This is a genomic window from Cupriavidus sp. D384 (assembly GCF_001652915.1).
Taxonomy (GTDB): Bacteria; Pseudomonadota; Gammaproteobacteria; order Burkholderiales; family Burkholderiaceae; genus Cupriavidus.
Window position 1 is genome coordinate 108892 of sequence record NZ_BBQI01000099.1, and the last position, 23060, is coordinate 131951.

Below are 23060 nucleotides of genomic sequence, written 5' to 3' on the forward strand. Positions count from 1 at the left end.
GCCTGCGGCGGATGGCTCAATGAACAAGGCCCCCGATGGCGAAACGTCGGGGGCCTTTGGCCTCTGGCCTTTGGGTCCTTTGATCCCGGTCTTGCAATGCTCAGCCGCCAGTCTGCAGCCCGCGCTCCACCATCTCCAGCAGGCGCTGGCCGATCACCGCAGCCTGCTCCCTGGCCCGGCTGCGCAGCGGCCCATCGATCAGCAGGACCGCCAGGCCATGCACGGCAGACCACGCGATGTATTCGGCGCCAGGCCGCCGATCCGCCGCCAGCAGGCCGGCTTCGACCCAACGATCCAGTGCGGCACCGAGCAACTCGAACGGGTTCAGGCCGCTGTTGCCCGCCTTGGCCGGATCGGTGTCCTGCTCCACATCGTCAGGCACCGAAAACGCCGTGCGGAACAGACCGGTCTCGGCCAGCGCGAATTGCAGGTACCCCATGCCGACCGCACGCAGACTGCCGCGCGCGCGCTCGGCGGGCGATGCATCGGGTGGAATCGCCGCCATTTCGGCCTCCATCGCCATCGCCAGGCTCGACAGCGCCCAGGCACGCACGGCCTGCAACAAATCCTGCCGACTGGCGAAATGGCGATACGCGGCGTTGGGCACCACCCCCGCGCGACGCGTGGCCTCGCGCAGCACGATGGCATCCGGGCCGCCATCGCGGGCCAGGTCGATCCCCGCCTCCAGCAGCGCGCGGCGCAGGTCGCCATGTCGATAGGTCGTGCGCGTGGGAGGCGTTGCAGCAACGGCACGGTTCATGTCATCTCCCATGTGGACGGTGTCCACGCCATGTTGTTTCATAGTAGACAGTGTACACAAATACTGCCAGTGCCTGACACGTCAGCGGCCCCGATGCGGACAATACGGCACAGCGGGAAACGATGACTACAGGATCGGCGCAAACAGCTTTGCCACGTGCATGGCCACCCGCAGGATGGCGGGCGAGCCAAGGAAATCATTCGGACCGATCTGCCGCGCCTGCGCGAAATCGGCTTCGAGCATGCGCGCCACATCGGCCGCGAATGCGGGGTGGGCGGTCATCACCATCAACTCGAAATTGAGGCGGAAGGACCGGTTGTCCAGGTTGGCGGTGCCCACGGCTGCGGCCTCGTCGTCGATCAGGATCACCTTCTGGTGCAGAAAGCCGGGCTGGTAGCGATAGATCTTCACGCCCGCGCGAATCGCCTGGTATGCGTAGATGGTGGAGGCGCCGTAAACCACGCGGTGATCGGGGCGTGACGGGATCAGGATGCGCACGTCCACGCCGCGCAGCACCGCAAGCCGCAACATCGCGAACACGGCTTCGTCGGGCACGAAGTACGGCGACGTCATCCATAGCCGGCGCGTGGCGGACTGGATCGCCTCGACAAAGAACAGCGAGCAGGTCTCCTGCGCATCGGCCGGCCCCGACGGCACGACCTGGCACACCATGTCGCCCACGTAGCCCGACGGCGGCGTCATCAGGTACGGCACTTCCCGCGCGGCCCAGTACCAGTCCTCGGCAAACGCCATCTGCAGGTCAAGCACGGCCGCGCCCCGGATGGCGATATGCGTATCGCGCCACGGCGCCAGCGGCGGACGGCGCCCCAGGTACTCGTTGCCGACGTTGTGCCCGCCCACGAAGGCCTGCGCGCCATCGACGACGACAAGCTTGCGATGATTTCGGAAATTGAGCTGGAAGCGATTGACAAAGCCGGGATGCGTGGAAAACGGTCGCACTTCCACGCCCGCCTGGTGCAACACGCGCACATAGCCGCGCCCCAGTGCATGGCATCCGATACTGTCGTAGAGGAAATAGACCCTGACCCCGGCGCGCGCCCGATCGCACAGACGCTTTTGCAGCGCGCGCCCGACTTCGTCGTCATGCACGATGAAGAACTGCACCAGCACTTGCTGGGTGGCCGCGTCGATGGCGGCGAAGATGGCATCGAACGTGGCATCGCCGTTGACCAGCAGCCGCACATCGTTGTTCATCAGGCATGGCACGCCGGTCAGGCTGGGCAGCGCCCGCATGCAGGCCTGCTCGGGCTGCAGCACCACGCTGGCAGCCAGCGCCTCGCGATCCTGAGCCGTCATGCCGTGGCGGATCTCTCGCAGCCGGTCGTTGTTGAACCGGCGCGCATTGACATAGCCGGCAAACCGGCTACGCCCGAAGATCAGGTACGGAATGATCGTGAAGTACGGCATCATCACCAGCGACCCCGCCCACGCGATGGCGCCTGGCGCCGTGCGCACCGTCATCACGGCATGCAGCGCCGCGATGATTCCGACGATGTGGAACGCGAGGACAACCGTGGCAATCACGCTGGGACTGAGCATAGGCACTGGCACCATGAGCGGCCCGGATTCGATGAACCGTATTCTGGCATAGCGGGTCACTTTGGCGCAGCCCGATATCGCACCCACCCGATCCTGCAGTTCGGCCCGGCGGCCCGGAACCCGGATACGGCGCCCCATTGCCTAATTTTTAATCACGCCGACCGGCCACCCGTCCTGCCGCACCACACCGCGCACGCCTGCCCCGGTTATCCACAAAATCTGTGGATAACGATGGCAGCACGCAACAACCGGTTGGCACACAACCGGACGTCACGCCCCCATTTAAAGAAACGCTGATTGTTGGACCTTCCCCTGGCCGATACGCTGCATCGTGTTTGCCCGATTCAATGCATTTTGCCCGTTCGATAGTGTCCGATAGTGTCGTATGAATGCCCAATTTAATATTGCGCTGCTCGCCAGCCGCAACTCCCCTCTCCACCCGATGCAGGAGTTGCTCTCCATCGCCGGGTTCCAATGCAACGTCTTCCAGACTGGCCGCGAGTTGATCCACGGCCTGGGTCACGACAGCTACGACATGCTGCTGATTGACCGCGACCTGCCAGATATTTCCGCCATTGACGTCATCCGCGCCGTGCGCGCGGTACGCAATCGCGACGTGCCCATCGTGATGTTCTCGGGCGAAAGCGACGACGACGACATGGTGGAAGCGCTGGACGCCGGCGCGGACGACTACATCGTGCGCCCGCTCAACGCCCGCGTGCTGCTGGCCCGCATCGCCGCATTGCGCCGGCGCATGTCCGGCACCCGGCTCAACGCCAGCATGCCGCTGCGTGCCGGGCCGTACGAGCTCAACAATCCCGGCCGCTTCGCCACGCTGCATGGGCAACGCATTCCGATGACGCCCAAGGAATTCGACCTCGCCATGCTGATGTTCGCCAACGCGGGCCGCATCCTGGCCACGCAGCGGATCGAAAACACCATCTGGGGACACACGCTGCCGCACTCGTCGCGTGCGCTGGCCGGGCTGGTCTCGCGAATGCGCCGCACGCTCGATCTCTGCGCCGAGAACGGCGTGACGATCACCGTGGTATACGCGCAAGGGTACCGGCTCGACATCCTGGACAGTGCCGCGCGCGCCGAACTGACGGCGCACCGCCGGCCCGGATTGGCCGGCAACGGTGCGCTGGCCGACTACTAGCGCGCTAGCTGTCCAGTTCTCCGCGTGCGGCCAGGTCGGCAATGTCGATACACACCACGCCCCGCGCCACACCTTTTGCCCTGCGCTTGGCAACGGCGGCAGCCGCCCCGACATGCTGGCTGCCAAGCCGCCAGGCGGCCATGGCATCGGCGCCCACGCGCACCGCGCCAACCGCCATCGTCACGGGCGGAAAGAACATCGGATGTCCGTGCCGGTCTTCCGAGCGGATGCCCCCGGCCACGCGGTCAGACGCCGCGTACATGGCGAGCGCGCCGTCGTTGAAGCGCGCCATGGCGTCATGGATGCGCGATTCCCAGTCGTCGCCCTGAAACAGCACCAGGTAGTCGTCGCCGCCGATATGACCCAGGAAATCGCGGGCTGGATCGCAGGCCTGCGCCAGGATGGCCGCGGCCCCCTTTAACAGTTCGTCGCCCTTCCAGTAGCCGTAGTGGTCGTTGAAAGACTTGAAGTGATTCAGGTCGGCATAACAGGCATGGAACGGACTGCGCGCCTCGATCAGGCGGTCGATATGCTGGTTCAGCAGGATATTGCCGGGCAGGAAGGTCAGCGGATTGGCATAGCGCGCGGCCTCCATACGCACATCGGTAATCGCGCGTAGCAGGTCGGCACCGGTGCCCAGACCCACATAGCGGCCTTCGTCGGTGATGACGAAACCATCCGCCAGCGCGCGGGTCGGCTCTCCGGCCACATGCTGGGCCATTTCCTCCAGCGTGGTACGCCGGTCGAAACAGACCGGCTGCGGATCGGCCAGCGTAATGCAGGCCTTGCGGCCATACAGTTCGCGGTGGAACGGCGTGGCATAGCGATCCAGCAGCGTCTGCCGGTTGATCAGGCCGATCGGCCGCCGTTTGCCGTCGACCACGGCCATCGCGTGCAGATCGCTCTGCTCGTGAAACCGCGCCAGCACGTCGTTGTTCGATGTCTCGGCATTGACGGCGGGCATCGGGCGCAGCAGCTTGCCCGCCGTCGTGCCCGACCAGCCCGTTCGCAGCGTTTCCGGAAATACGGCAATCTGCCGCGATGCCAGCAGTGAACGCACCTCTGGCGCGATCTCGCCGGGCGGGTTGGCGGCCGGCCGCCCCAGGAAGTAGCCCTGCCCCGCGGCCACGCCCAGATCCCTGACCAGCGCCAGTTCCTCGGCGGTCTCGATGCCCTCGGCAATCACCCGGCCACCCAACGCATGCATCAGGCCAAGAATCGCGCGCAGCACCTCCAGCCTGCGGGAACTGGCGTGGATGCCACGCACCAGCGACTTGTCGATCTTGATGAACTGCGGCGTCAGTTCGGCCAGGCGGTCCAGATTGGCATGGCCGGTACCAAAGTCGTCGAGCGCGTACTGTACGCCCAGTTCCGTGAGCACCCCCACCACATGCGCAAAGCTGGCGGCATCGCCCACCGCCGTCTGTTCCGTGACCTCGATGACCACGCGCGACGGCGCGATGCGGGCCCCGGGGCCCTGCGCGCCGTCCAGCCCCAGCAGCGCCGCCATGGCGCGGCCGCGATGATCAAGCAGATGGCGCAGCGTCAGCGGACTGAAGTTCAGGAACAGCTTGCCGGACAGGTCCAGGGCCGCCCAGGACGCCAGCGCGGTACGCGCCGCCGTCATTTCCAGCCCGATCGTGGTGCCCGTCTCCTGAGCCATGCGGAACAGCGCATCGGGGGATGCGTGCATCGAGCCGGCAGGCCCGCGAATCAGCGCTTCGTAGCCAAGGATCTCACCGCTTGCCAGCGTCACGATAGGCTGAAACACCGCGTGCAGCGGTGGGGGTCTTGCGGCCTCGCGGGCCGCAGCCAGATCGGGGGCAACGGTAAACATGAAACGGATTCGGACGTATGGCAGGCCACCTGCTTGTTGACGGCCGGCCACAAGCAAACTTGAGCACGACGTTGCAATTCAGGCACATATGCAGCGCGCGCCATTGCATGACAGTCATATGTCACCCGTATGACAAAGTCGCCACATGCGTTTTGTCACGCAGCCGTCACAAACTTGCCCGACGATCACGCCGCACCGCAACAAGACCGGCCCCGCGACGGATAGCAAGGTTGCCGACGCCGAGAGGCCGGAGTGCGGCAGTGCAAGGGTCATCGTATGGCGGGGCATCGCCCCGAAGGAGTTCGTAGTGTTGCAAGCCATCAAGCTGGGATTGCCGGGACGGCGCGGCCAATCCGCATGGCAAGGACTGGCGAAGTTGCCCCTGGTCGTGCGTCTGTCGGCGGCGTTCGTCCTGATCTACGCGTTCGGCGCAATTGTCGGGCTCACCGGGATCTTCAATCTCATCGACCTCAAGCGCGACACCGACAGGCTGTACCAGCGCGACATGCGCGGCGCCATTGCCGCCGAACGCGCGCAGGCGTCGCTGGCCATGCTGGGCCGCGCGCAACTGGCCCTCACGCTCGCCACCAGTTCCGCTGAACGGGACACGGCCGCCAACGACATCGCACAGGCTTCGCAACAGCTCGACGCAGCGGTCGATGGCGTCCGCCAGGCCGCCCCTGCGCAGGCCCGTGCATTGCTCGCCGAGCGTGCGGCAGCCGGCGATCTGATGACGAAGTATGTCGACCTGATTCGCAAGCAGCCGCTCGACTCGCTGCAGTTCGATGCGTCCGTTTCGATCGACGGTCACTTTCTCGGCGAACAGCTACAGAAGCTTGGCGCGCTGGTGGAGACCACGCGTACGATGCTGGCACAGCAGGCTGCCGACACGGTAGCGGGCGTAGCGTCGGCGCAGGTTGCCGCGCAAACGGTGATGAGCGCGATGCTGGTAGCCAGCCTGGCTGCGGCCGGATTGCTGGCCTGGATCGCCGCGCGCAGCCTGACGCGCGAACTCGGTGGCGAGCCGCGTGACGCGGCGGCCATCGCCACACGCATTGCTGGCGGCGACCTGACCGCGCGCATTGCCTTGCGCGAGCGCGATGAAGGCAGCCTGCTGTGCAGCCTGGCGGGCATGCGCGACCAGCTGGCCGGCGTGCTGGCGCGAATCCAGCAGTGCGCGCACGAGATTTCAACTGCCAGCGACGGCATTGCGCGCGGCAACCAGGAACTGGCGACCCGCACCGGCATGCAGGCCTCCGCGCTGGGCGAGGCCACGGCAAATGTCTCGCGGCTGACCACGCTGGTCCGGCAGGCCCACGCGCAGGCACAGGAATCGAGCGACATGGCGAGCCGCGCGCGCGAAGCCACCGGCGCCGGCATGGCTGCCGTGCGCGACATGAGCGGTGCGATGGCCAACGTCCACGCCCAATCGCGCAACATCTCGGAGATTGTCTCCGTCATCGAGAGCATCGCCTTCCAGACCAATATCCTTGCGCTCAATGCCGCCGTGGAAGCGGCCCGCGCTGGCGAAGCCGGTCGCGGCTTTGCCGTGGTGGCGCAGGAAGTGCGGGCCCTGGCCCAGCGCAGCGCCACGGCTGCCCGCGAGATCGGCGGCATCATCGGCGACGCCGCCAACGAGATGGCACGGGGCGCGGACCTGAGCGGCCGTGTTGAATCGGCCATGTCAGGTATTGACGCCGCAGTGCAGCACAGCCATACGCTGGCCGCCGAACTGCGCATGCTGGCCGACGAGCAGGCCAGCGGCATCCGCACCGTAGGCGACGCCCTGAGCCGCCTGGAACAGACCAGCGCCGACAACGCCAAGCTGGTCGATGTAGTCAGCGATCAGGCGGCGCGGCTCGACAGCCAGGCCGCCGCGCTGGAAACCGACGTCGCGCGCTTCCAGTTCTGAACCGCTACCGCACCGCCGCAAACATTGGTCTGTGAACCGCGAATCGGGCATCCGGCCTTCCGGATGCCCGCGCCCGCTTCAGCTTCGTTCCGCACCGCCGTAATTCAAGAAGATCCGATTCGCCGAAAAGCTTTTCGCCGCCAGTATCGCGATACGCCGGTAGGACATCGATCAACGCTGAGGCGGACAGAGAACGGAGAACACACATGCTACGCAAGGCAGTGCATGACGATGCGTCGTTCCACGAGGATTTCGAGGCAGCCGGACGCGACTGGGCGCCCCGGCTCAAGCCCTGTGGCACCTGCCACGCGTGCGAGAAGGAGGTCGGCCAGGCAGACCTGTTCTGCAGCATCACCTGCCAATACGCCTTCGAGCATTTCGAAATGCGTTTATTGCGCAAGGAATAACCACTGCAGACAATTGCAGACAACTGCGGCGACAACCGCACCGACATACGCACGGAAAAACACGAGGGTCCGGCAGGCTCCAAACGCCCTGCCGCCGATGATTCGGGCCCTGCGGCGGTTCCCGTCGCGGCCCTCGCCTGCTTTGTGTCAAAGCGACGAACATTTCCTTTCAAATTCCTGTCAACCACCCTCGCCTACCGCCCGTTGAGGCGTGCATTACGGCGATATCCGCAACGCGGAGCAGGCCGGAAATCAAGGCCTGGCGCGGCAGGTGTGTCCGCGAGAAACACTTGGACTTACGCAGTAACCGGCATTAACGAGTCACGCGTAAAAGTTACACAACTGTTGCACTTACGCACACTTTGTGTCGACTTTCCCACGCGAAAGCCGGATACGCTTGATTCATCCCATCACCGATTGACCACGAGAAATCATGACTGAACGCCTCATCATGCTGGACGTACCCGGCGTCCTGTATTCGGACCGCTCCGCTGCCCGCCTGGGCGGTACGCCAAACACGGGGACCCTGCGTGACGTCAGGTTTTTCGATCCCATCGCGCTGGGCTTCCTGCGCCGCCTGTTCGGTATCGCCGGCGCCCGCGTGGTGGTTTCCGATGCATGGCGCCGCGGCACGCCGGCAGCCATCTTCCAGCAGCTCGACCTGCAGGTGGAAGGCATGACGCCGCCCGTGGCGGGCGGCCACGGCGCGGAGATCGACGCCTGGTTCGGCCAGCACGCGGCCCCGGGCGCCTGGGTCATCCTGTCGACTGCCCCGGCATCGTCGTTCACGGAAGCGCAACGCGCTCGCCTGGTAAAGGTGGATCCGGCCGAAGGCCTGACCGTGGACAACTTCCGTCAGGCGCTGGATATCCTTGGCGTGGCCTGCCCGTCGACCGTGACGCCCGATTCGCGCGTGGAGCCGGGCCTGAAAGCCAAGCTGCGCCACCTGCAACGCCTGGCCCGTGACGAACCCGAGCGCTTCATGCCGGCACCGGCCGCTGCCGAAGCCCGCGAACAGGCGATGGCCGTTGCCGTCGCCAGCCTGACTGGCAAGCACCTGGAAACTGCCGCCATTCACGCCTGATCCACGAGTGATCCCGCGCATCGCCGTAAATATCGCGGCGTGATGCAATAAGGAAGGCCGCCAGTCATGGCGGCCTTTTTCATGCACCCTCCGTCACGGGCGCCACGAAGCGCGCCACGTCAGCGCGCGGTAAGCTTCACCGCCGGGAAATCCACGGGCACGGCAAATGCCACGTTGATGTAGTTGGTGAACAGGTTCAGCGCCACGTGGGCAACGATCTCGACGATTTCTCCATCGTTGAAGCCCGCTTCACGCAGACCTGCCACGTCGGCACCGGACACCTGGCCGCGCGCTTCCACCAGCTTCAGCGCAAACGCCAGCGCCGCCGCTGTTTTGGGATCGTCGGCGTGCCCCGACTGCGCGGCCGCCATCTCGGCAGCCGACGCGCCAGCCTTGCGGCCCAGCGCCGTATGCGCGGCCAGGCAATAGTCGCAGCGATTGCGGTCGGCCACCGCCACGGCGATCTGCTCGCCAAGCTTTGCCGGAATGACGCCAGCGCCAAGCGCGCCAAACGCGGCCCACATCGACTGCAGCGCCGCCGGCGAATTCGACACGGCGCGGAACATCTGGGGCACACCGCCAAAAGCGGCCTGGATCTGAGCCAGTGCGGCCTGGCTGCCAGTCGGGGCGGCCTGGGGTTCGGGTACGGAAATACGTGCGGTCATGATGGAATCTCCTGTCGACATGATCGAGAAAGTGATCGAAATCAGGACGTCGCCGTCCATGGGTTTCACTATGGTCGCGCAGGGCGTACGATGGGATACCATCCGTCCCGCAAACGTACCAATTCATCCCGCCTTGACCGCAGCCCATCCCCCGCTCACCGTTGATCGCCTGTCCGCATTGCTTGAGCGGTTCCGGATCCAGGCGCACCTGTTCCATACCGGCCCGCTATGCGGGGTTTCGCGTTTTGACGAGCCCCATCGCGGCTTCCTGCACGTGATGCGCGAAGGCAGCATGACGGTCACGCATCAGGCCAGGGGCCTGCCGCGCCGGCTGGAGATCAACGAGCCATCGCTGCTGTTCTATCCGCGTCCCGCGATCCACACCTTCCACAATCCGCCGGCGGAAGGATCGCAGTTTTCCTGCGCCACGCTGGAATTCGCCGGCGGCGCCAGGAATCCGCTGGCACGCGCCCTGCCTCCGTTGATCGTGCTGCCGCTGGCGGACGTGCCGGGGCTGGCGCCGGCGCTTGCGCTGCTGTTTGCCGAAACCGAGCGCGTGCGATGCGGTCAGCGCCTGCTGGCGGATCGGCTATTCGAAGTGGTGGTGATCCAGCTGTTGCGCTGGATGCTCGATCATCCCCGGGAGGTCGGGGTCCAGCCCGGACTTATCACGGGGCTATCCGATCCGCGGCTGGCGCGGGTGCTGGTGGCCCTGCACGAAGCACCGGGAGACAACTGGAATCTGGAAAGGATGGCGGCTTGCGCGGGCATGTCGCGCAGCGCCTTCGCGGCGGCGTTCCGCGATATTGTCGGCCAGCCCCCGGCCGACTACCTGACGGACTGGCGCATCAGCCTGGCCCAGGCGCGGTTGCGCGACGGCGCACAGCTCAAGCTGCTGGCCGACGAACTGGGCTATGCCAATCCGTCGGCCTTGTCGCGGGTGTTCCTGGCCAGGGTGGGCCAGTCTCCGCGCGACTGGTTGCGCGCGGAGAAGATGGCAGCAGCGAATTAATAGTCGACCGTCATCGATACCTTGAACGTACGCGGATTGCCGATATACAGCGTGCTGGCCGACGTCGACACGCCAGCCCAGTAATCCTTGTTCGCCACGTTCTCGACGGCGGCGCGCAGCGTGTAACGCATCTGCGACGCCTTGAAGGTATAGCGCGCCCCCAGGTCGAAGCGGTTCCACGACGGCAGGGCAATCGTGTTGGTGTTGTTCGCGTACTGGCGGCCGGTCTGGATGAAGCGGCCCGATACGGTGGCACCCGCCAGGAACGGCAGGTCGTACTCGCCGCTAAGCGTCATGGTGTAGTTCGGAATGCCAATGCCCTTCTTGCCTTCGGTCTGCGGGTTGCCGGTGTTCAGGTACTTCGAGTCGATATACGACACGCCGCCCAGCAGGCGCACGCCCCGCACCGGTTCGCCAAACACGCTGAACTCCACGCCACGGTTGCGCAGGTCCTGCAGGCCAAACACGTTGCCCTGCATGGTGGTGCCCTGCGGCTGCTCGATCTGGAAGAACGCCAGCGTCGTACCGAACGATCCCGCGTCGTATTTCACGCCGGCCTCGTGCTGCTTCGACTTGACCGGCGCGAAGACCTCGCCACGGTTGACCGCGGTGTTGCCCGCAGTCGGGCCCTGGGCCAGGCCTTCGATGAAGTTGTAGTAGACCGACACGTTCTGCAGCGGCTTGACCACCAGGCCGAACATCGGCGAAGTGGCCGAATCACTATAGGTCGATGTCTGGGCACCCGATGCCGTGGCGTAGCCGCGCACGTTGATCACCTGCTGGCGCACGCCGGCGGTCAGCAGCACGCGATCGTTCAGGAAGCCCAGCGTATCGGACACCGACACGCCATTGAGGTTGGTCCGCTGCGTCACGTACGGATCGGACATATTGCCCGTGGCCGGTGCCGAGGGATAGGCAACGATCGGCGCGTTATAGAGATTGGTTGCAAACGAGCCCGAGAATTCGAAAGCCGTGGCCCTCTTCTGCTCCAGCCCTGACCAGCTCAGGTTGACCGTATGCTTGACCGGGCCGGTCACGAACCGGCCGCGTACGCCGACCTCGCCCGAGAACGTATCCTGCTCGAACGGCACGGTCAGGCGCGTTGCCGTGCCAACGCCGTTGTTGCCGACGCTCGCCCCGCTATAGCTGCCGAACTCGTTGGTGTGATGGCCGCCGAAAGCGGCATAGGCCGTCCAGTCTTTCGTGATGTCGTACTCGGCGCGGATCGTGCCGTAGATGTCTTCCAGCGAAGAATTGGTCCATGGCTGCGCGAAGTTCGTGCTGGCGGACGGCACCGGCGGCAGCGCTGTGCCGCTCAGGGTGACCGTGCTGCGGCCCTGGTAGATGCGTTGCTTCTGGTAGCCGAAATCGGCGTTCACGCGCAGGTTGTCGCCCTGGTAGTCCAGGCCCAGCGTGAACAGGCGCTGCTGGCGGCTTTCGTTGTCGATGGCCGTATCGCCACCGCGCGCCATGGCGTTCACGCGCACGCCGAATTCCTTCTTGTCGCCGAAGCGGCGGCCCACGTCGATATGGCCGCCGGCCTGGCCGTCGCTGGTGTAGTCCAGCGTGCCCTGCGTGATCGGCGCGGCCGTGGCGTACTTGGGCACCAGGTTGATCGAGCCGCCCACGGCGGTGCCTGCGGCCGATACGCCGGTCAGGAAAGCGTTGGCGCCGCGGAACACTTCCACGCGTTCGAGCCCTTCGGTCGACGCCAGCTGGCGCGGCGCAATGCCGTAAAGGCCGTTGTAACCGAGGTCATCCGAGCTGAGCGTGAAGCCACGCACCACGAAGGTTTCGGAAAAGTTGCCGAAGCCCGAACTGACGCGAACAGCCGGATCGTCGGCCAGCACCTGTCCCACCGTGTGTGCCTGCTGGTTCTGGATCTGCTCGGCCGTGTACGACGTGACGCTGAACGGCACGTCCATGAAATCCTGGTTGCCCAGAATGCCGATGCGGCCACCGCGTGCCACCTGGCCGCCCGCATACGGCGCGGGCAGCTGGTCCGGCGAAGCCTCGCCCTTGACGGTCACCGTGGGCAGCGTCTGCTGCGCGGCGGCCGGTGCGGCTTCCTGCGCAAAGGCCAGGGATGGCAGCACCCCGGCGGCAGCCAGCGACGCGGCCAGGAAACTGAGTCGTACAGAACGGCACGAACGGGAAGAACGGGAAAAACGGGCAGCGCGTGCGGTCTGTGCAACGGCGCAAGGTACGGCATAAGACAAGATGACACTCCCTAAAATAAATCGATGACTCCTGCACCGCGTTTCCCACGCGGCGGACAGGCGTGACCCGTGTCCGTGAATGACGGCATCGCTCTGCCGGCGATGCTCATGGGTGTGGCTGGCGGCGCATTGGCGCCCTACGACGGCATGAGCCAGGGCGAAGCCACGGTCGCCGCCATGCCCACGGCGATGGACATCCGCGCCAGCCGCGGCGTGGCATGCGGCGCCCAGGAAAACGCGCCGACCACGGCCAGCGCGCCAAGGGTCAGCAAGCCGGCCCAGTAGACAATGCCAAAGGCCCAGCCTTCGGCCAGTACGCACGCGGCCAGGGCCAGCACCAGGGCAATCGAGCCCTGCCAGCGCAGCCGCGCGACCACGGCCGGTGCCGGTACGCTGCCGCGCCCGAACATGTCGGCGTGGTGGCGATCCATGGCCTGCGCAAGCCACATGAATCCGCCAATTGCGAATCCCAGGCCCGCCACGCAGGCCGGCCCGAGCGGCATCGATGCCGCCGCGTTCATCGGGACAGTCATTGCGACACCTCCCGCGACATCTCGCCCACGCTGGCCACCGCACGCGGTGCGGCCGCCTTGCGCGGCGCGGCGCCACGCTTGCCAAGCATCCTGGCCGCCGCACCCAGGCCGATGCCGAGCACCAGCACGGTCAGGTCAAAACCCGCGACCACGACAGGCCCATGGAACAGCGTCACGCCAAGATGGGTGGAGGTGGTCAGCGCGTTCAGCACGGGCAGCCCGGCGAACAGCGTCGCGGCCACCCACAACTGCACGCGCCACATGGCCCGCGTGGGGCGCCATTGCGCCAGCAGCGCGGCCACGGCCCAGGCGCCGAAGAATGCCTGGATCTCGGTGGCCTGACGTTGCGCCAGATCGACCGGCAGCAAACGATTGGCCCAGAAATACGCGCCGAACGCGATCGGCAGGCCCGCAATCACGCCCAGGTTGAGCGCCTCGACCAGCCGGAGGCCAAATGGCGTGCGCCCCGTCGCGGCAATGCGTTTGGCATGGCTCTGCCGCGTCTTGACCGCCCACAGCAACGCGCCGGTCGCCACCATCAGGCAACCGGCAAGGCCGGACGCGAAGAACAGCGCGCGCAGCAGTGGCGGCGCGAAGTGCGCCACATGCAGGCCCAGCATCGTCCAGCGCGTGGCGCTGGCCGGCGCCACCTCATCGCCCAGCGTTGTCTTCCACTCACCGGTGGGACCCTCGAAGACCACCGTGGGGGTGGCCGTGCGGAACTGGCGGCCCTCCTCGCGTGCCACGGCAACGGTGGCATTGGCCTTGTTGGGCGCCTCCACGGTCAGGCGGCGCGGTGCGGCGCCATGCCAGTGCGCCGACGCCTGCGCCAGCATCGGCCCGATCGGCGCCAGCGGCGCGGTCTCGGTGGTCGGCTTCACGCGCGGCGCGCGGGCCGCCAGTTCGGCATTGAACGCCTGCTCGTTGCCCTTGTACACGGCCTGGATGCCCCACGGCATGTACATGAACAGCAGCGTCACCAGCCCCGTGTAGGTGATCATCAGGTGGAACGGCAGCGCCAGCACGGCCACGGCGTTGTGCGCGTCCAGCCATGAGCGCTGTCCCTTGCGGGCGCGGAACGTGAAGAAGTCCGCGAAGATGCGCCGGTGCGTGATAACGCCGCTGATGATCGCCACCAGCATGAACATCGAGCAGAAGCCAACGATCCAGCGCGCCCAGATCGCGGGCATGTAGTGCAGGTCGAAGTGGAGCCGGTACAGGAATTCGCCGCCGCGCGTCTGGCGTGCGCCGGGAATCGGTTCGCCGGATGCCGCGTCGAGCGTGCGGCTTTCCAGCCGTGCGCGATTGGGCTTGCCAGCGTCCTCGGGCGTGGCCGGACGCAGCCAGAACATCGAGATGGTGGGATTGCGGTCGTCCGGCAGCGTGATAAACCAGCGCTCGGCAGCGGGTGCCTCGCGCTGCAGGTAGGCAAAGGCACGCTGGGCGGCATCGGCAGGCGGCACTTTCTGGTTCAGCGAAGCGTGGAGCTCCGGCTTCATCCAGATGGTGATCTCGTCCTTGAAATAGCTGGCGGTACCGCCGCAGAACACCAGGAACAGCACCCAGCACACCAGCAGGCCCGACCACGTATGCAGCCACGCCATCGACTGGCGCAGCCCCTGGCCGTTCTTGAGTTCGGCCATCAGGCGCTCCGCAGGGCCAGCCAGCCAACGGCCAGCACGGCGGCGGGCACGGCCAGGCCGATCCATGCGCGCCAGGCCGTATCGGCGGCAAATACCCAGATCACGGCCAGCGCAAACCACAGGAAAGACAGCAGCGTCGACGTGATGACCGCTTCGATCCGCGCCATGCCGGCCCAGTGCGCGAGCACCAGCGCCAGGCATCCCGTCGCCAATGCGGCAACGGCGTAACCGCCCAGGATGGCGGCCACTGCCCGCGAGGCAATCGCCATGCGATAGCCGATCGGAACGCCCTGCTTCATGTTTGTACTATGCCGGAAAAAATGTAACGCACATGATAAGCGTTCTCATCTTCATTGTCTTTAAAGACGTACGACAAGCCATGTTTCTGGCACAAGACATTGGCATACATGTCGCAAACGCGACAAATCCGGGCCCCTGAGCGCAGCCCCGTCCGGCCGATATTCGCACAGAGATTTCCTTCTTAATTCTGCATTGCAGAACCATCGTTCCACCGTGCGGTTGACACTCGTCGGAAAACGATGGGACGATGACTCACATCGAATACCGGCGATCCAAGAGTTCAACGCCGGAGCCTTACCCGGAGACATCATGCGCAGTACCGCTGCACCGGCCACCCGTTCAGGGGCCGAACCCGCCTTGGCGCCGTCCGGCGCAAACACGCCCGAATCCACCACCTCCTTCGAACCCGCATTCGCCCGACTGCACCAGACCATGGCGCCCTGGGTAGCCAGCGAGCCAGACCGGATCGCGGTGATGGATGCGCACCGGGCCCTGCGCTACACGGAACTCGACGTGGCCGTTCGCGAAACAGCGACGACGCTGTCTGAACTGGGGGTGCGCGGCGGCGACCGCGTGGTGCTGGTGACCGAAAACAGCGTGGGCTGCGCGGTGCTGCTGCTGGCGCTGAGCGCCATCGATGCCTGGTCGGTGCCGGTCAACGCGCGGCTGTCGCAGCGCGAGATTGCCAACATCGTCGAGCACGCCGGTGCGCGCGTGACGCTGTATCTGGACAACGATTTCCCCGAAGCGCGCGAGCATGGGCTGGCGCGCGGCGCGCAGTGGGCCGACTGGACCCACGTGGGCAAGCTGCTGGTCAGCGCCATCGACGAAAGCGTGACGCCCGAACCCGTGGCAGCCGACCCGCGCCAGCAGGTGGCGGCGATGATCTACACGACGGGCACCACCGGCGCATCGAAGGCCGTGATGCTGACGCACGCCAACCTGATGTTCATCGGCCATTCCAACCGCATGCAGTCGCGCGTGAAGCCGGGCGACCGCGTCTACGGCGTGCTGCCGATCTCGCATGTGTACGGCCTGTCGGTGCTGCTGGTGGGCCCGGTGTCCAACGGCGCCACGGTGTTCTACGAACCGCGTTTCCGCCCCGACAAGCTCGTGCGCACGCTGATCGACGATCAACTGACGGTGCTGCACGGCGTGCCGGCCATGTACGCCAAGATCATCGAATGGGGCCGCGCGAACAACCAGTCGCTGCGCACGCCGTCGCTGCGCATGGCGCAGTCGGGCGGCGCGCCGCTGACCGCATCGCTGAAGGCCGCGTTCGAAGACGCGTTCGGTATCGTGCTGAACAATGGCTATGGCATGACCGAGACGTCGCCAACGGTCTGCCAGACGCGCGTGGAACAGCCACGCAGCGACTGCTCGGTGGGTCCGGCCGTGCCTGACGTGGAAATCCGCCTGGGCAATCCGCTGCCCGATGGCAGTGGCGAACTGCTGGTGCGCGGGCCCAACGTGATGAAGGGCTACTACCGGCGCCCCGACCTGACCGCGCAGACCATCGACACCGATGGCTGGCTGCATACCGGCGATCTGGCGCGCATCGATGCCGACGGCGCCGTGTCGATCGTCGGCCGGTCAAAGGAAATCATCATCCATTCGGGCTTCAACGTGTACCCGGAGGAAGTGGAGCAGTCGCTCAATGCCTTCCCGGCGGTGCTGCAGTCGGCCGTGGTTGGGCGCGCGGTGGAAGGCAACGAGGAAGTGATCGCGTTTGTGGAAGTCCGCGGCGGCATGACGCTGGACGAAGCCGCACTGCGGGCCTTCCTGCGCGAGCAGCTGTCGCCCTACAAGATTCCCGCCGAAATCCGCACGGTGTCGCAGCTGCCTGCCGCACCGTCTGGCAAGATCCTCAAGGCCCGCCTGCGCGAGCAGCTGGCGGCCGGCAACGTGTGAGCAGCCTCATGGAAGATACCCTGACCGACCTCGTGGACGCCCCGGACACCGGCACGGCGCCGGCACGAAAGGACAATCGCAAGGAAGACCGCCATTTCGTCACCGCGCTGGCGCGTGGGCTCGACGTGCTGGCCTGCTTCCGCGCGTTCGACGCCGAACTCGGCAATGCCGAACTGGCGCAGCGTTGCGGCCTGCCCAAGTCGACCATTTCGCGGTTGACCCACACGCTGACCGAACTCGGCTACCTGCAGGCACTGACCGACCCCGTGCGCTATCGCCTGGGCAGCTCGGCACTGGCACTGGCGCCTGCCGGGCAGGAAGGCGCCGACGTGCTGTCGGTGGCCAAGCCATTCATGCGCGAGCTGGCCGAATTGTCGCAGGGCGTGGCGTCGCTGATCGTGCGCGACCGCGGCCGCATGCTGATCTACGAAAACTGCCAGTCCGAGAGCTACCTGACGCTGCGGGTGCCGGTGGGCAGCCGGGTTTCGGGCCTGACCACCGCGGCGGGCCGCGCGTATCTGCTGGCCCTGTCGCCCGCCGAACAGCGCCAGGCACTGACCGCATTCCGCGCCGACGACAAGGTCAGCGCCACGCAGGCCGAAGGCATCCTGTCGATCTGCCGCGACGAACAGCGCCGGCTGGGCTGCACGACATCGTTCGGAGAATGGCTGCCCGATATCAACTCGATTGCGCTGGCGTTCCGTCCGGGCTCGTCGCTGCCGCCGATGACGCTGAGCTGCAGCGGCCCCAACGCCCTGGTGCCGCCCGCCCACCTGCTGGAAAAGGTCCGGCCGCTGCTGCAGCAGCACATCCGGGGCATCGAGGCGGCGCTGGGCGTGGCCGCCTGACGCCTGAATACCTGAAAGGCCAAAACGACGGCATTGCCGCCGCGCGTTCAGCGTGACGGCGGGTCGCCGTCGTCATCACGCTGTTCCGGCGGCAGCTTCCTGGTCAGCCTGCCGTCGAAGCGTGCGTGCAGGCTGTTCTCCAGCCTGCCGCCGAGCCGCAGCAACAGCATGCCCAGCGTGAGCGCCATCACCACGATCGCGTAATAGCCGGCACCCGATGCCGCGCCCAGGATGGCCGCCAGCCAGATGCCCGCCGCCGTGGTCAGCCCCTGCGGCCGGTCATGTACGCCGTGCCGGGCAATCACGCCTACGCCCAGGAAACCCACCCCGGTCAGCAGACCCTGCAGCACGCGCGACATGGCATCGGCCGGGTGCCCGTTGAGTGTCACCACGCAGACGGCCGTGGCGGCGCCCAACGCCACCAGCCCCAGCGTGCGCATGCCGGCCGCCTTGCCGTGCAGGTTGCGGTCCAGGCCGATGATGGCGCCCGCGGCAAGCCCGCCCGACAGGCGCCAGAAGAGTTCCAGGGAGAATTGGTCCATGTCGGCTAGCTTAGCGCGTGACGCGTCGACATGACAGCCGGGATTGCCGTACGATGCGAGTTCACCCGCCCTCGTCCCACGGAACCGTTTCCATGCCCCATCTGATTGTTGAAATCACCGAAAACACGCGCCTGACCTGCTCTCCCGAGGAATTGCTGGACGAAGCGAATGCCGCGTTGCTGTCGAGCGGCCAGTTCCAGGAGCCCGACATCAAGTCGCGCTGCGTCACGCTGTCGACGTTCCGCCAGGGCACGGAACCAGCCGATCGCGCCTTCGTCCATGCCACGCTGCAGATCCTGGACGGCCGCGAACAGGCCGTGCGCAAGCAATTGGGCGAACTGGTGGTGAATGCGATTTCGGAAATGGTGCGTCCAGGCGCGCCGGGGCAGACCGTGCAGGTCACGGTAAACGTCGTGGAAATGGAGCGGGCGACGTTCTCGAAACAGATTATCGGGGGCTGAATATCCGGCGCGATTGCCGGTTGAAGTGGGGATGGCCGATGTCACGCACGCCGATCCTGACCTAAGCTGAAACCTCTGGCAGGCCACGCCGGCCGCCGGTCACCGAGAGACATCGCCATGGACACCCCCTTCCACCAGTTTTCCGACCTCTTCGCACAGCTTGGCCTGCCGTCCGACGAGGCCAGCATCCGGGCCTTTATCGGCAAGCATTCGCCGCTTCCGGAAAATGTCGATCTCTGGGACGCACCCTTCTGGACGCCCGCACAGGCCACGCTGCTGCGCGACGAGATCGTCGAGGATGCCGACTGGGCCGAGGCCGTCGACCAGCTCAACCTGGCCCTGCGCGCGCCCGCCTGAGCCGTGCCGCGCGCGAGCGGCACGTAGAGCCTTGGTCCGATGGACGGGAGCGCGGGATCGGCGCTACCATGGGCTCATCCACCATCCAGGTGATTGCGACCTGCCACCCGCCGCCTTGCGGCGGGCGTGCCAGTACGCCACGGAGATATCCATGCTGCTGCGCCGTCAAGCAAGCCAACTCGCATTGCTCGCCGTGTTGTTCGCCGGCCTGACGCCCGCATTCCACGGGCATGCGCAGACGCCGCAGGCGTCGCCAGGCGACGCCGCCATCAACGACGCCATTTCCGACGCGGTACGTCAGGGCTCGATCCGCTTCCAGCCCACCCCGTCGCACCCCCCGACACTCGAAGAACAATGCGACCAGCTGGCCCTGCAGATCGGCGAAACCCCGAACCGCACCTACCGGCCGTCGACCGCGCCGGTTGAAAACAGCCAGGGCAACGAGGTCTCGACGGTCCAGCGCGACCGCACCCGGCGGCAGCTGCAGAAGGTCTATCAGGAAAAATGCATGCAGTAGCGGACCATTGATCCGCTACTGCCAGGCAGGGCAGCCCTTGGTGACTGGAAGCACGCAGGAAAGCGCCTTATTACACACTTCCGTCATCGGCAGCTAGCTGACTGCTGCTGCTGCCCAGGCCGCCCGCTCTGACTGCTCAGGTCACCGGGGCCGGATTGAACAGCGCCAGCGAGTTGTGCAGGCCGTGGTGCTCCGCCCAGGTCTTCTTGCGGCCGCTGGCGACGTCGATCATCAGGCGGAACAGTTCCCAACCCACATCCTCGATGGTGGCCTCGCCCGTGGCGATACGGCCGGCATTGACGTCCATCAAGTCGTGCCAGCGGCGCGCCAGGTCGCTGCGCGTAGCCACCTTGATCACCGGCACTTCGGCCAGGCCATAAGGCGTGCCCCGGCCCGTGGTGAACACGTGCAGGTTCATGCCGGCGGCCAGCTGCAGCGTGCCGCAGATAAAGTCGCTGGCCGGCGTGGCGGCGTAGATCAGGCCCTTGGTCTTGACCTTGTCGCCGGGCGACACCACGCCAGAGATCGGCGCGCTGCCCGATTTCACGATCGAACCCATGGCCTTTTCGACGATATTCGACAGCCCGCCCTTCTTGTTGCCCGGCGTGGTGTTGGCGCTGCGGTCCACGCGGCCACGGTCCAGGTATTTGTCGTACCAGTCCATCTCGCGGATCATCGCCTCGGCCACTTCCGGCGTGGCGGCGCGCGAGGTCAGCTGGTCGATGCCGTCGCGGACTTCGGTCACTTCCGAGAACATTACCGTGGCGCCGGCACGCACCAGCAGGTCCGTGGCAAAGCCGACAGCCGGGTTGGCCGTGACGCCCGAGAACGCATCGCTGCCGCCGCACTGCACGCCCACCACCAGTTCGGAGACAGGCACCGTCTCGCGCTTGCGGGCATTGAGCGCCTCCAGGTGCGGAATCGCCATCTGCACGATCGAATCGATCATCGACCCAAAGCCCACGTGCTTGTCGTCCTGCAGGCAGACCACGCCCACCTGCACCTCGCCGGCACCGGTCTGGATCGGGATCGTGCCCGGCGGCATCAGGCGCTCGGGCTGCAGCTTCTCGCAGCCCAGGCTCACCATCATGGCTGTTCCGCCAAAATTCGGGTTCAGCGCGATATTGCGCAGCGTGCGGATCGGCACCACGGCGTCGGGCGCATCGATCGCCACGCCGCAGCCGTAGGTGTGTTCCAGCCCGATCACGTCATCGACGTTCGGATACTTCGGCAGCAGTTCGGCCTTGATGCGCTTGACCGCGTGGTCCACCACGCCCGCCACGCACTGCACGGTCTGGGTGATCGCCAGGATGTTGCGGGTACCCACCGAGCCGTCCGGATTGCGGAAGCCTTCGAACGTGTAGCCTTCCAGCGGCGGCAGCGGCTCGGGCAGGCGCGTGCCGATCGGCAGGTCGGTCAGGCCGGGCGCCACGGGCATCTCGATCACGCGCTCGTTGACCCAGCTGCCGCGCGGCAGATCCTGCAGCGCATAGCCGATGGTCACGTTGTAGCGCGTCACCGCGTCGCCCTTCTTCAGGTCGACCAGTGCCACCTTGTGGCCCTGTGGCACGCGTTCCACCAGGGTCAGGCCGCACGGAAACACCGTGCCGGCGGGCAGGCCGCCGTCATTGGCGACGATCGCCACGTTGTCATTGGCGTGGATGCGGATGTACAGCGGCGGACGTTGCTCCGCGGCCTGGGCGTTCTGTACCGACAGGTCCGACATGGTGGGGATTCCTTCTTTATTGGGGGTGCTTCAGTTCGACGCGGCGAATGTCCTTGACGATCACCAGGTAGCTCAGCACGGTCACCAGGGCGTTGATGCCCACGAAGACCAGCGCGCCGTTGAACGAGCCCGTGGCGCTCAGGATATAGCCGATCACGATCGGCGTCACGATGCCCGCGATATTGCCAAACGTGTTGAAAATGCTGCCGGCCAGGCCAATCACTTCCTTGGGCGCCGTATCGGCCACCACGGCCCAGCCCAGCGCGCCGATGCCCTTGCCGAAGAACGCCAGCGCCATGATGCCCACGACCAGCCATTCGGCATCGACGTAGTTGCAGGCAATCATCGATACCGACAGCAGCATGCCCGCGACGATCGGCACCTTGCGGGCCAGCGTCAGCGAATGGCCGCGGCGCAGCAGTGTGTCGGAAATCACGCCGCCCAGCACGCCGCCCAGGAAGCCGCAGATTGCCGGCAGCGAGGCCACGAAACCGGCCTTCAGGATCGACATGCCGCGCGCCTGCACCAGGTACACCGGGAACCACGTCAGGAAGAAGTACGTCAGCACGTTGATGCAGTACTGGCCCAGGTAGACACCGGCCAGCATGCGGTTGGTCAGCAGTTGCCGGGCGTAGAACCAGCCGGCCGGACTGGCCGCCTTGCCACCCTTCTTCGCTTCATCGCCTTCGCCCATGTGGATCAGGCCACCGCCCTGCGAGATATGGTCCAGTTCGGCCTGGTTCACGCCGGTGTGGGTGGCCGGGCTGCGCATGACCTTGAGCCAGACCAGCGCCAGCAGCATGCCCATGATGCCCATCCACAGGTACACGTGGTGCCAGCCCCAGCTATGGACGATCCACGCCATCAGCGGCGTGAACACCACGGCGGCAAAGTACTGTGCCGCGTTGAAGATGGCCGACGCGGTGCCGCGCTCGGCGGTCGGGAACCAGCTCGCCACCACCTTGGCATTGGCCGGGAAAGCTGGCGATTCCGCCAGGCCCACGGCAAAGCGCAGCGCAAACAGCACGGTGATGGCCTGGCCGATCGTGGCAAAGACGCCAATCCAGCCTTGCAGCAGCGTGAAGAACGACCATAGGAAAATACTGAAGGCATAGATGCGGCGCGCACCGAAACGGTCGAGCAGCCAGCCGCCCGGAATCTGCGCCATCACGTAGGCCCAGCTGAAGGCCGAGAAGATATAGCCCATCTGCACGGCCGAGAAGCCAAACTCCTCGCGCATGGCGGGGCCAGTGATGGACAGCGTGGCACGATCGGCGTAATTGATCGTGGTCACGATAAAGATCAGGGCAAGGATCCAGTAGCGGACGTTGGTGCGGCGGGCACCGGATTCGGCGGCCGCGCTGGAAGTGGGTGTTGCGTTCATCTGGGTCTCCTCACAGCCGGTGGATCTGGATGCGGGAATGCGTCTGGACCGGCTTGTGATATGTCGTCGTACGACCAGAATTATAGAGACGGGGTTCCTTCCGCCGCAGTGCGCGTTTACCCTGACCTGGTGCATTTAGCTGCGTTGCAGTGCATCGGCCGATGTCGCGCGAGATGGCTGTCTTTCAATTGGCTTGCGGCTTTGCGGGGAATCATGCGGTGCC

The 23060-nt window shown here is 66.0% G+C and carries 21 protein-coding genes; 10 read left to right on the forward strand and 11 right to left on the reverse strand.

Translation table 11 applies throughout. The annotated features are described in order from the left end of the window. Positions 1-100: 100 nt before the first annotated feature. Both A9J21_RS25135 and cls read right to left on the reverse strand, forming a co-directional pair. Entirely contained in the window at positions 101-760 is a 660-nt protein-coding gene (locus tag A9J21_RS25135; protein ID WP_066740535.1) for a TetR/AcrR family transcriptional regulator, read from the reverse strand. 126 nt (positions 761-886) lie between these two features. After that, positions 887-2320 carry a cardiolipin synthase gene (cls, locus tag A9J21_RS25140; RefSeq protein ID WP_066740398.1) on the reverse strand — a complete coding sequence of 478 codons (1434 nt, stop codon included), beginning with the start codon at positions 2318-2320 and terminating at the stop codon, positions 887-889. Positions 2321-2705: 385 nt separating this feature from the next. Here cls and A9J21_RS25145 point away from each other — a divergent pair, with 385 nt between their 5' ends. After that, positions 2706-3479 (forward strand): response regulator transcription factor, encoded by a 774-nt coding sequence (locus tag A9J21_RS25145; protein ID WP_066740400.1) that lies wholly within the window; start codon positions 2706-2708, stop codon positions 3477-3479. 4 nt (positions 3480-3483) lie between these two features. On the opposite strand, the gene A9J21_RS25150 is transcribed toward A9J21_RS25145, so the two are convergent. Continuing rightward, positions 3484-5316: an EAL domain-containing protein gene (locus tag A9J21_RS25150; RefSeq protein WP_066740402.1), complete on the reverse strand. Its 1833-nt coding sequence runs from the start codon at positions 5314-5316 to the stop codon at positions 3484-3486. 307 nt (positions 5317-5623) lie between these two features. Here A9J21_RS25150 and A9J21_RS25155 point away from each other — a divergent pair, with 307 nt between their 5' ends. The 3 genes from A9J21_RS25155 to A9J21_RS25165 all read left to right on the forward strand — a co-directional run bounded on the left by A9J21_RS25155 (position 5624) and on the right by A9J21_RS25165 (position 8719). After that, complete coding sequence (locus A9J21_RS25155) at positions 5624-7228, forward strand: methyl-accepting chemotaxis protein (RefSeq protein WP_066740537.1); 1605 nt, start codon at positions 5624-5626, stop codon at positions 7226-7228. A gap of 206 nt (positions 7229-7434) precedes the next feature. Next, entirely contained in the window at positions 7435-7635 is a 201-nt protein-coding gene (locus A9J21_RS25160; RefSeq protein ID WP_066740404.1) for a hypothetical protein, read from the forward strand. 433 nt (positions 7636-8068) lie between these two features. Further along, the gene (locus A9J21_RS25165; RefSeq protein WP_066740406.1) at positions 8069-8719 is read left to right on the forward strand and encodes an HAD domain-containing protein; all 651 of its coding nucleotides are present in this window, start codon (positions 8069-8071) and stop codon (positions 8717-8719) included. A gap of 119 nt (positions 8720-8838) precedes the next feature. On the opposite strand, the gene A9J21_RS25170 is transcribed toward A9J21_RS25165, so the two are convergent. Next, the gene (locus A9J21_RS25170; RefSeq protein ID WP_066740539.1) at positions 8839-9384 is read right to left on the reverse strand and encodes a carboxymuconolactone decarboxylase family protein; all 546 of its coding nucleotides are present in this window, start codon (positions 9382-9384) and stop codon (positions 8839-8841) included. On the opposite strand from A9J21_RS25170, the gene A9J21_RS25175 reads away from it, so the two are divergent. Next, entirely contained in the window at positions 9383-10396 is a 1014-nt protein-coding gene (locus A9J21_RS25175; RefSeq protein WP_231907037.1) for an AraC family transcriptional regulator, read from the forward strand. The two genes, A9J21_RS25170 and A9J21_RS25175, sit on opposite strands and share 2 nt — an antisense overlap. Here the strand turns inward: A9J21_RS25175 and A9J21_RS25180 are convergent. From A9J21_RS25180 to A9J21_RS25195, 4 genes are all read right to left on the reverse strand, one after another. After that, positions 10393-12492: a TonB-dependent siderophore receptor gene (locus A9J21_RS25180; protein ID WP_231907038.1), complete on the reverse strand. Its 2100-nt coding sequence runs from the start codon at positions 12490-12492 to the stop codon at positions 10393-10395. The two genes, A9J21_RS25175 and A9J21_RS25180, sit on opposite strands and share 4 nt — an antisense overlap. A gap of 260 nt (positions 12493-12752) precedes the next feature. Then, a complete protein-coding gene (locus A9J21_RS25185) occupies positions 12753-13148 on the reverse strand; it encodes a DUF3325 domain-containing protein (protein WP_231907039.1) in 396 nt (131 codons plus the stop codon). Next, positions 13145-14791 (reverse strand): PepSY domain-containing protein, encoded by a 1647-nt coding sequence (locus A9J21_RS25190; protein ID WP_066740411.1) that lies wholly within the window; start codon positions 14789-14791, stop codon positions 13145-13147. Before A9J21_RS25190 ends, A9J21_RS25185 begins: the two co-directional genes overlap by 4 nt. Then, on the reverse strand, positions 14791-15090 hold the full coding sequence (locus tag A9J21_RS25195; protein ID WP_066740413.1) for a DUF3649 domain-containing protein: 300 nt from the start codon (positions 15088-15090) through the stop codon (positions 14791-14793). The genes A9J21_RS25190 and A9J21_RS25195 overlap by 1 nt, the downstream gene beginning before the upstream one ends. Before the next feature lie 310 nt (positions 15091-15400). Between A9J21_RS25195 and A9J21_RS25200 the strand changes: the two genes are divergently transcribed. Next, positions 15401-17002: a class I adenylate-forming enzyme family protein gene (locus A9J21_RS25200; protein WP_082926597.1), complete on the forward strand. Its 1602-nt coding sequence runs from the start codon at positions 15401-15403 to the stop codon at positions 17000-17002. Positions 17003-17010: 8 nt separating this feature from the next. After that, entirely contained in the window at positions 17011-17850 is an 840-nt protein-coding gene (locus A9J21_RS25205) for an IclR family transcriptional regulator (protein WP_156546148.1), read from the forward strand. 47 nt (positions 17851-17897) lie between these two features. Here the strand turns inward: A9J21_RS25205 and A9J21_RS25210 are convergent, their stop codons facing one another. Further along, the gene (locus A9J21_RS25210) at positions 17898-18392 is read right to left on the reverse strand and encodes an MgtC/SapB family protein (RefSeq protein WP_066740417.1); all 495 of its coding nucleotides are present in this window, start codon (positions 18390-18392) and stop codon (positions 17898-17900) included. A gap of 92 nt (positions 18393-18484) precedes the next feature. Between A9J21_RS25210 and A9J21_RS25215 the strand changes: the two genes are divergently transcribed. The 3 genes from A9J21_RS25215 to A9J21_RS25225 all read left to right on the forward strand — a co-directional run bounded on the left by A9J21_RS25215 (position 18485) and on the right by A9J21_RS25225 (position 19727). Continuing rightward, positions 18485-18853 (forward strand): 5-carboxymethyl-2-hydroxymuconate Delta-isomerase, encoded by a 369-nt coding sequence (locus A9J21_RS25215; RefSeq protein WP_066740419.1) that lies wholly within the window; start codon positions 18485-18487, stop codon positions 18851-18853. Between the two features lie 117 nt (positions 18854-18970). Beyond that, positions 18971-19210, forward strand: coding sequence for a DUF2789 domain-containing protein (locus A9J21_RS25220; RefSeq protein ID WP_066740421.1), 240 nt, complete (start codon positions 18971-18973; stop codon positions 19208-19210). Positions 19211-19361: 151 nt separating this feature from the next. After that, positions 19362-19727 (forward strand): hypothetical protein, encoded by a 366-nt coding sequence (locus A9J21_RS25225; RefSeq protein ID WP_066740423.1) that lies wholly within the window; start codon positions 19362-19364, stop codon positions 19725-19727. A 136-nt stretch (positions 19728-19863) separates the two neighbouring features. Here the strand turns inward: A9J21_RS25225 and garD are convergent, their stop codons facing one another. Beyond that, positions 19864-21453, reverse strand: a complete 1590-nt coding sequence (gene garD / locus A9J21_RS25230; RefSeq protein WP_066740425.1) for a galactarate dehydratase — start codon at positions 21451-21453, stop codon at positions 19864-19866. 16 nt (positions 21454-21469) lie between these two features. Then, the gene (locus tag A9J21_RS25235) at positions 21470-22837 is read right to left on the reverse strand and encodes an MFS transporter (protein ID WP_066740427.1); all 1368 of its coding nucleotides are present in this window, start codon (positions 22835-22837) and stop codon (positions 21470-21472) included. Between the last annotated feature and the right edge of the window lie 223 nt (positions 22838-23060).

Excerpts from the sequence above, each read along its gene's own strand:
- A9J21_RS25170 (WP_066740539.1), bottom strand. The coding sequence starts at position 9,384 with ATGACCGCACGTATTTCCGTACCCGAACCCCAGGCCGCCCCGACTGGC.
- A9J21_RS25215 (WP_066740419.1), top strand. The coding sequence starts at position 18,485 with ATGCCCCATCTGATTGTTGAAATCACCGAAAACACGCGCCTGACCTGC.
- A9J21_RS25175 (WP_231907037.1), top strand. The coding sequence starts at position 9,383 with ATGATGGAATCTCCTGTCGACATGATCGAGAAAGTGATCGAAATCAGG.
- A9J21_RS25205 (WP_156546148.1), top strand. The coding sequence starts at position 17,011 with ATGGAAGATACCCTGACCGACCTCGTGGACGCCCCGGACACCGGCACG.
- A9J21_RS25165 (WP_066740406.1), top strand. The coding sequence starts at position 8,069 with ATGACTGAACGCCTCATCATGCTGGACGTACCCGGCGTCCTGTATTCG.
- A9J21_RS25150 (WP_066740402.1), bottom strand. The coding sequence starts at position 5,316 with ATGTTTACCGTTGCCCCCGATCTGGCTGCGGCCCGCGAGGCCGCAAGA.
- A9J21_RS25210 (WP_066740417.1), bottom strand. The coding sequence starts at position 18,392 with ATGGACCAATTCTCCCTGGAACTCTTCTGGCGCCTGTCGGGCGGGCTT.
- garD (WP_066740425.1), bottom strand. The coding sequence starts at position 21,453 with ATGTCGGACCTGTCGGTACAGAACGCCCAGGCCGCGGAGCAACGTCCG.
- A9J21_RS25195 (WP_066740413.1), bottom strand. The coding sequence starts at position 15,090 with ATGAAGCAGGGCGTTCCGATCGGCTATCGCATGGCGATTGCCTCGCGG.
- A9J21_RS25235 (WP_066740427.1), bottom strand. The coding sequence starts at position 22,837 with ATGAACGCAACACCCACTTCCAGCGCGGCCGCCGAATCCGGTGCCCGC.
- A9J21_RS25225 (WP_066740423.1), top strand. The coding sequence starts at position 19,362 with ATGCTGCTGCGCCGTCAAGCAAGCCAACTCGCATTGCTCGCCGTGTTG.
- A9J21_RS25160 (WP_066740404.1), top strand. The coding sequence starts at position 7,435 with ATGCTACGCAAGGCAGTGCATGACGATGCGTCGTTCCACGAGGATTTC.
- A9J21_RS25220 (WP_066740421.1), top strand. The coding sequence starts at position 18,971 with ATGGACACCCCCTTCCACCAGTTTTCCGACCTCTTCGCACAGCTTGGC.
- cls (WP_066740398.1), bottom strand. The coding sequence starts at position 2,320 with ATGCTCAGTCCCAGCGTGATTGCCACGGTTGTCCTCGCGTTCCACATC.
- A9J21_RS25145 (WP_066740400.1), top strand. The coding sequence starts at position 2,706 with ATGAATGCCCAATTTAATATTGCGCTGCTCGCCAGCCGCAACTCCCCT.
- A9J21_RS25185 (WP_231907039.1), bottom strand. The coding sequence starts at position 13,148 with ATGACTGTCCCGATGAACGCGGCGGCATCGATGCCGCTCGGGCCGGCC.
- A9J21_RS25200 (WP_082926597.1), top strand. The coding sequence starts at position 15,401 with ATGCGCAGTACCGCTGCACCGGCCACCCGTTCAGGGGCCGAACCCGCC.
- A9J21_RS25135 (WP_066740535.1), bottom strand. The coding sequence starts at position 760 with ATGAACCGTGCCGTTGCTGCAACGCCTCCCACGCGCACGACCTATCGA.
- A9J21_RS25190 (WP_066740411.1), bottom strand. The coding sequence starts at position 14,791 with ATGGCCGAACTCAAGAACGGCCAGGGGCTGCGCCAGTCGATGGCGTGG.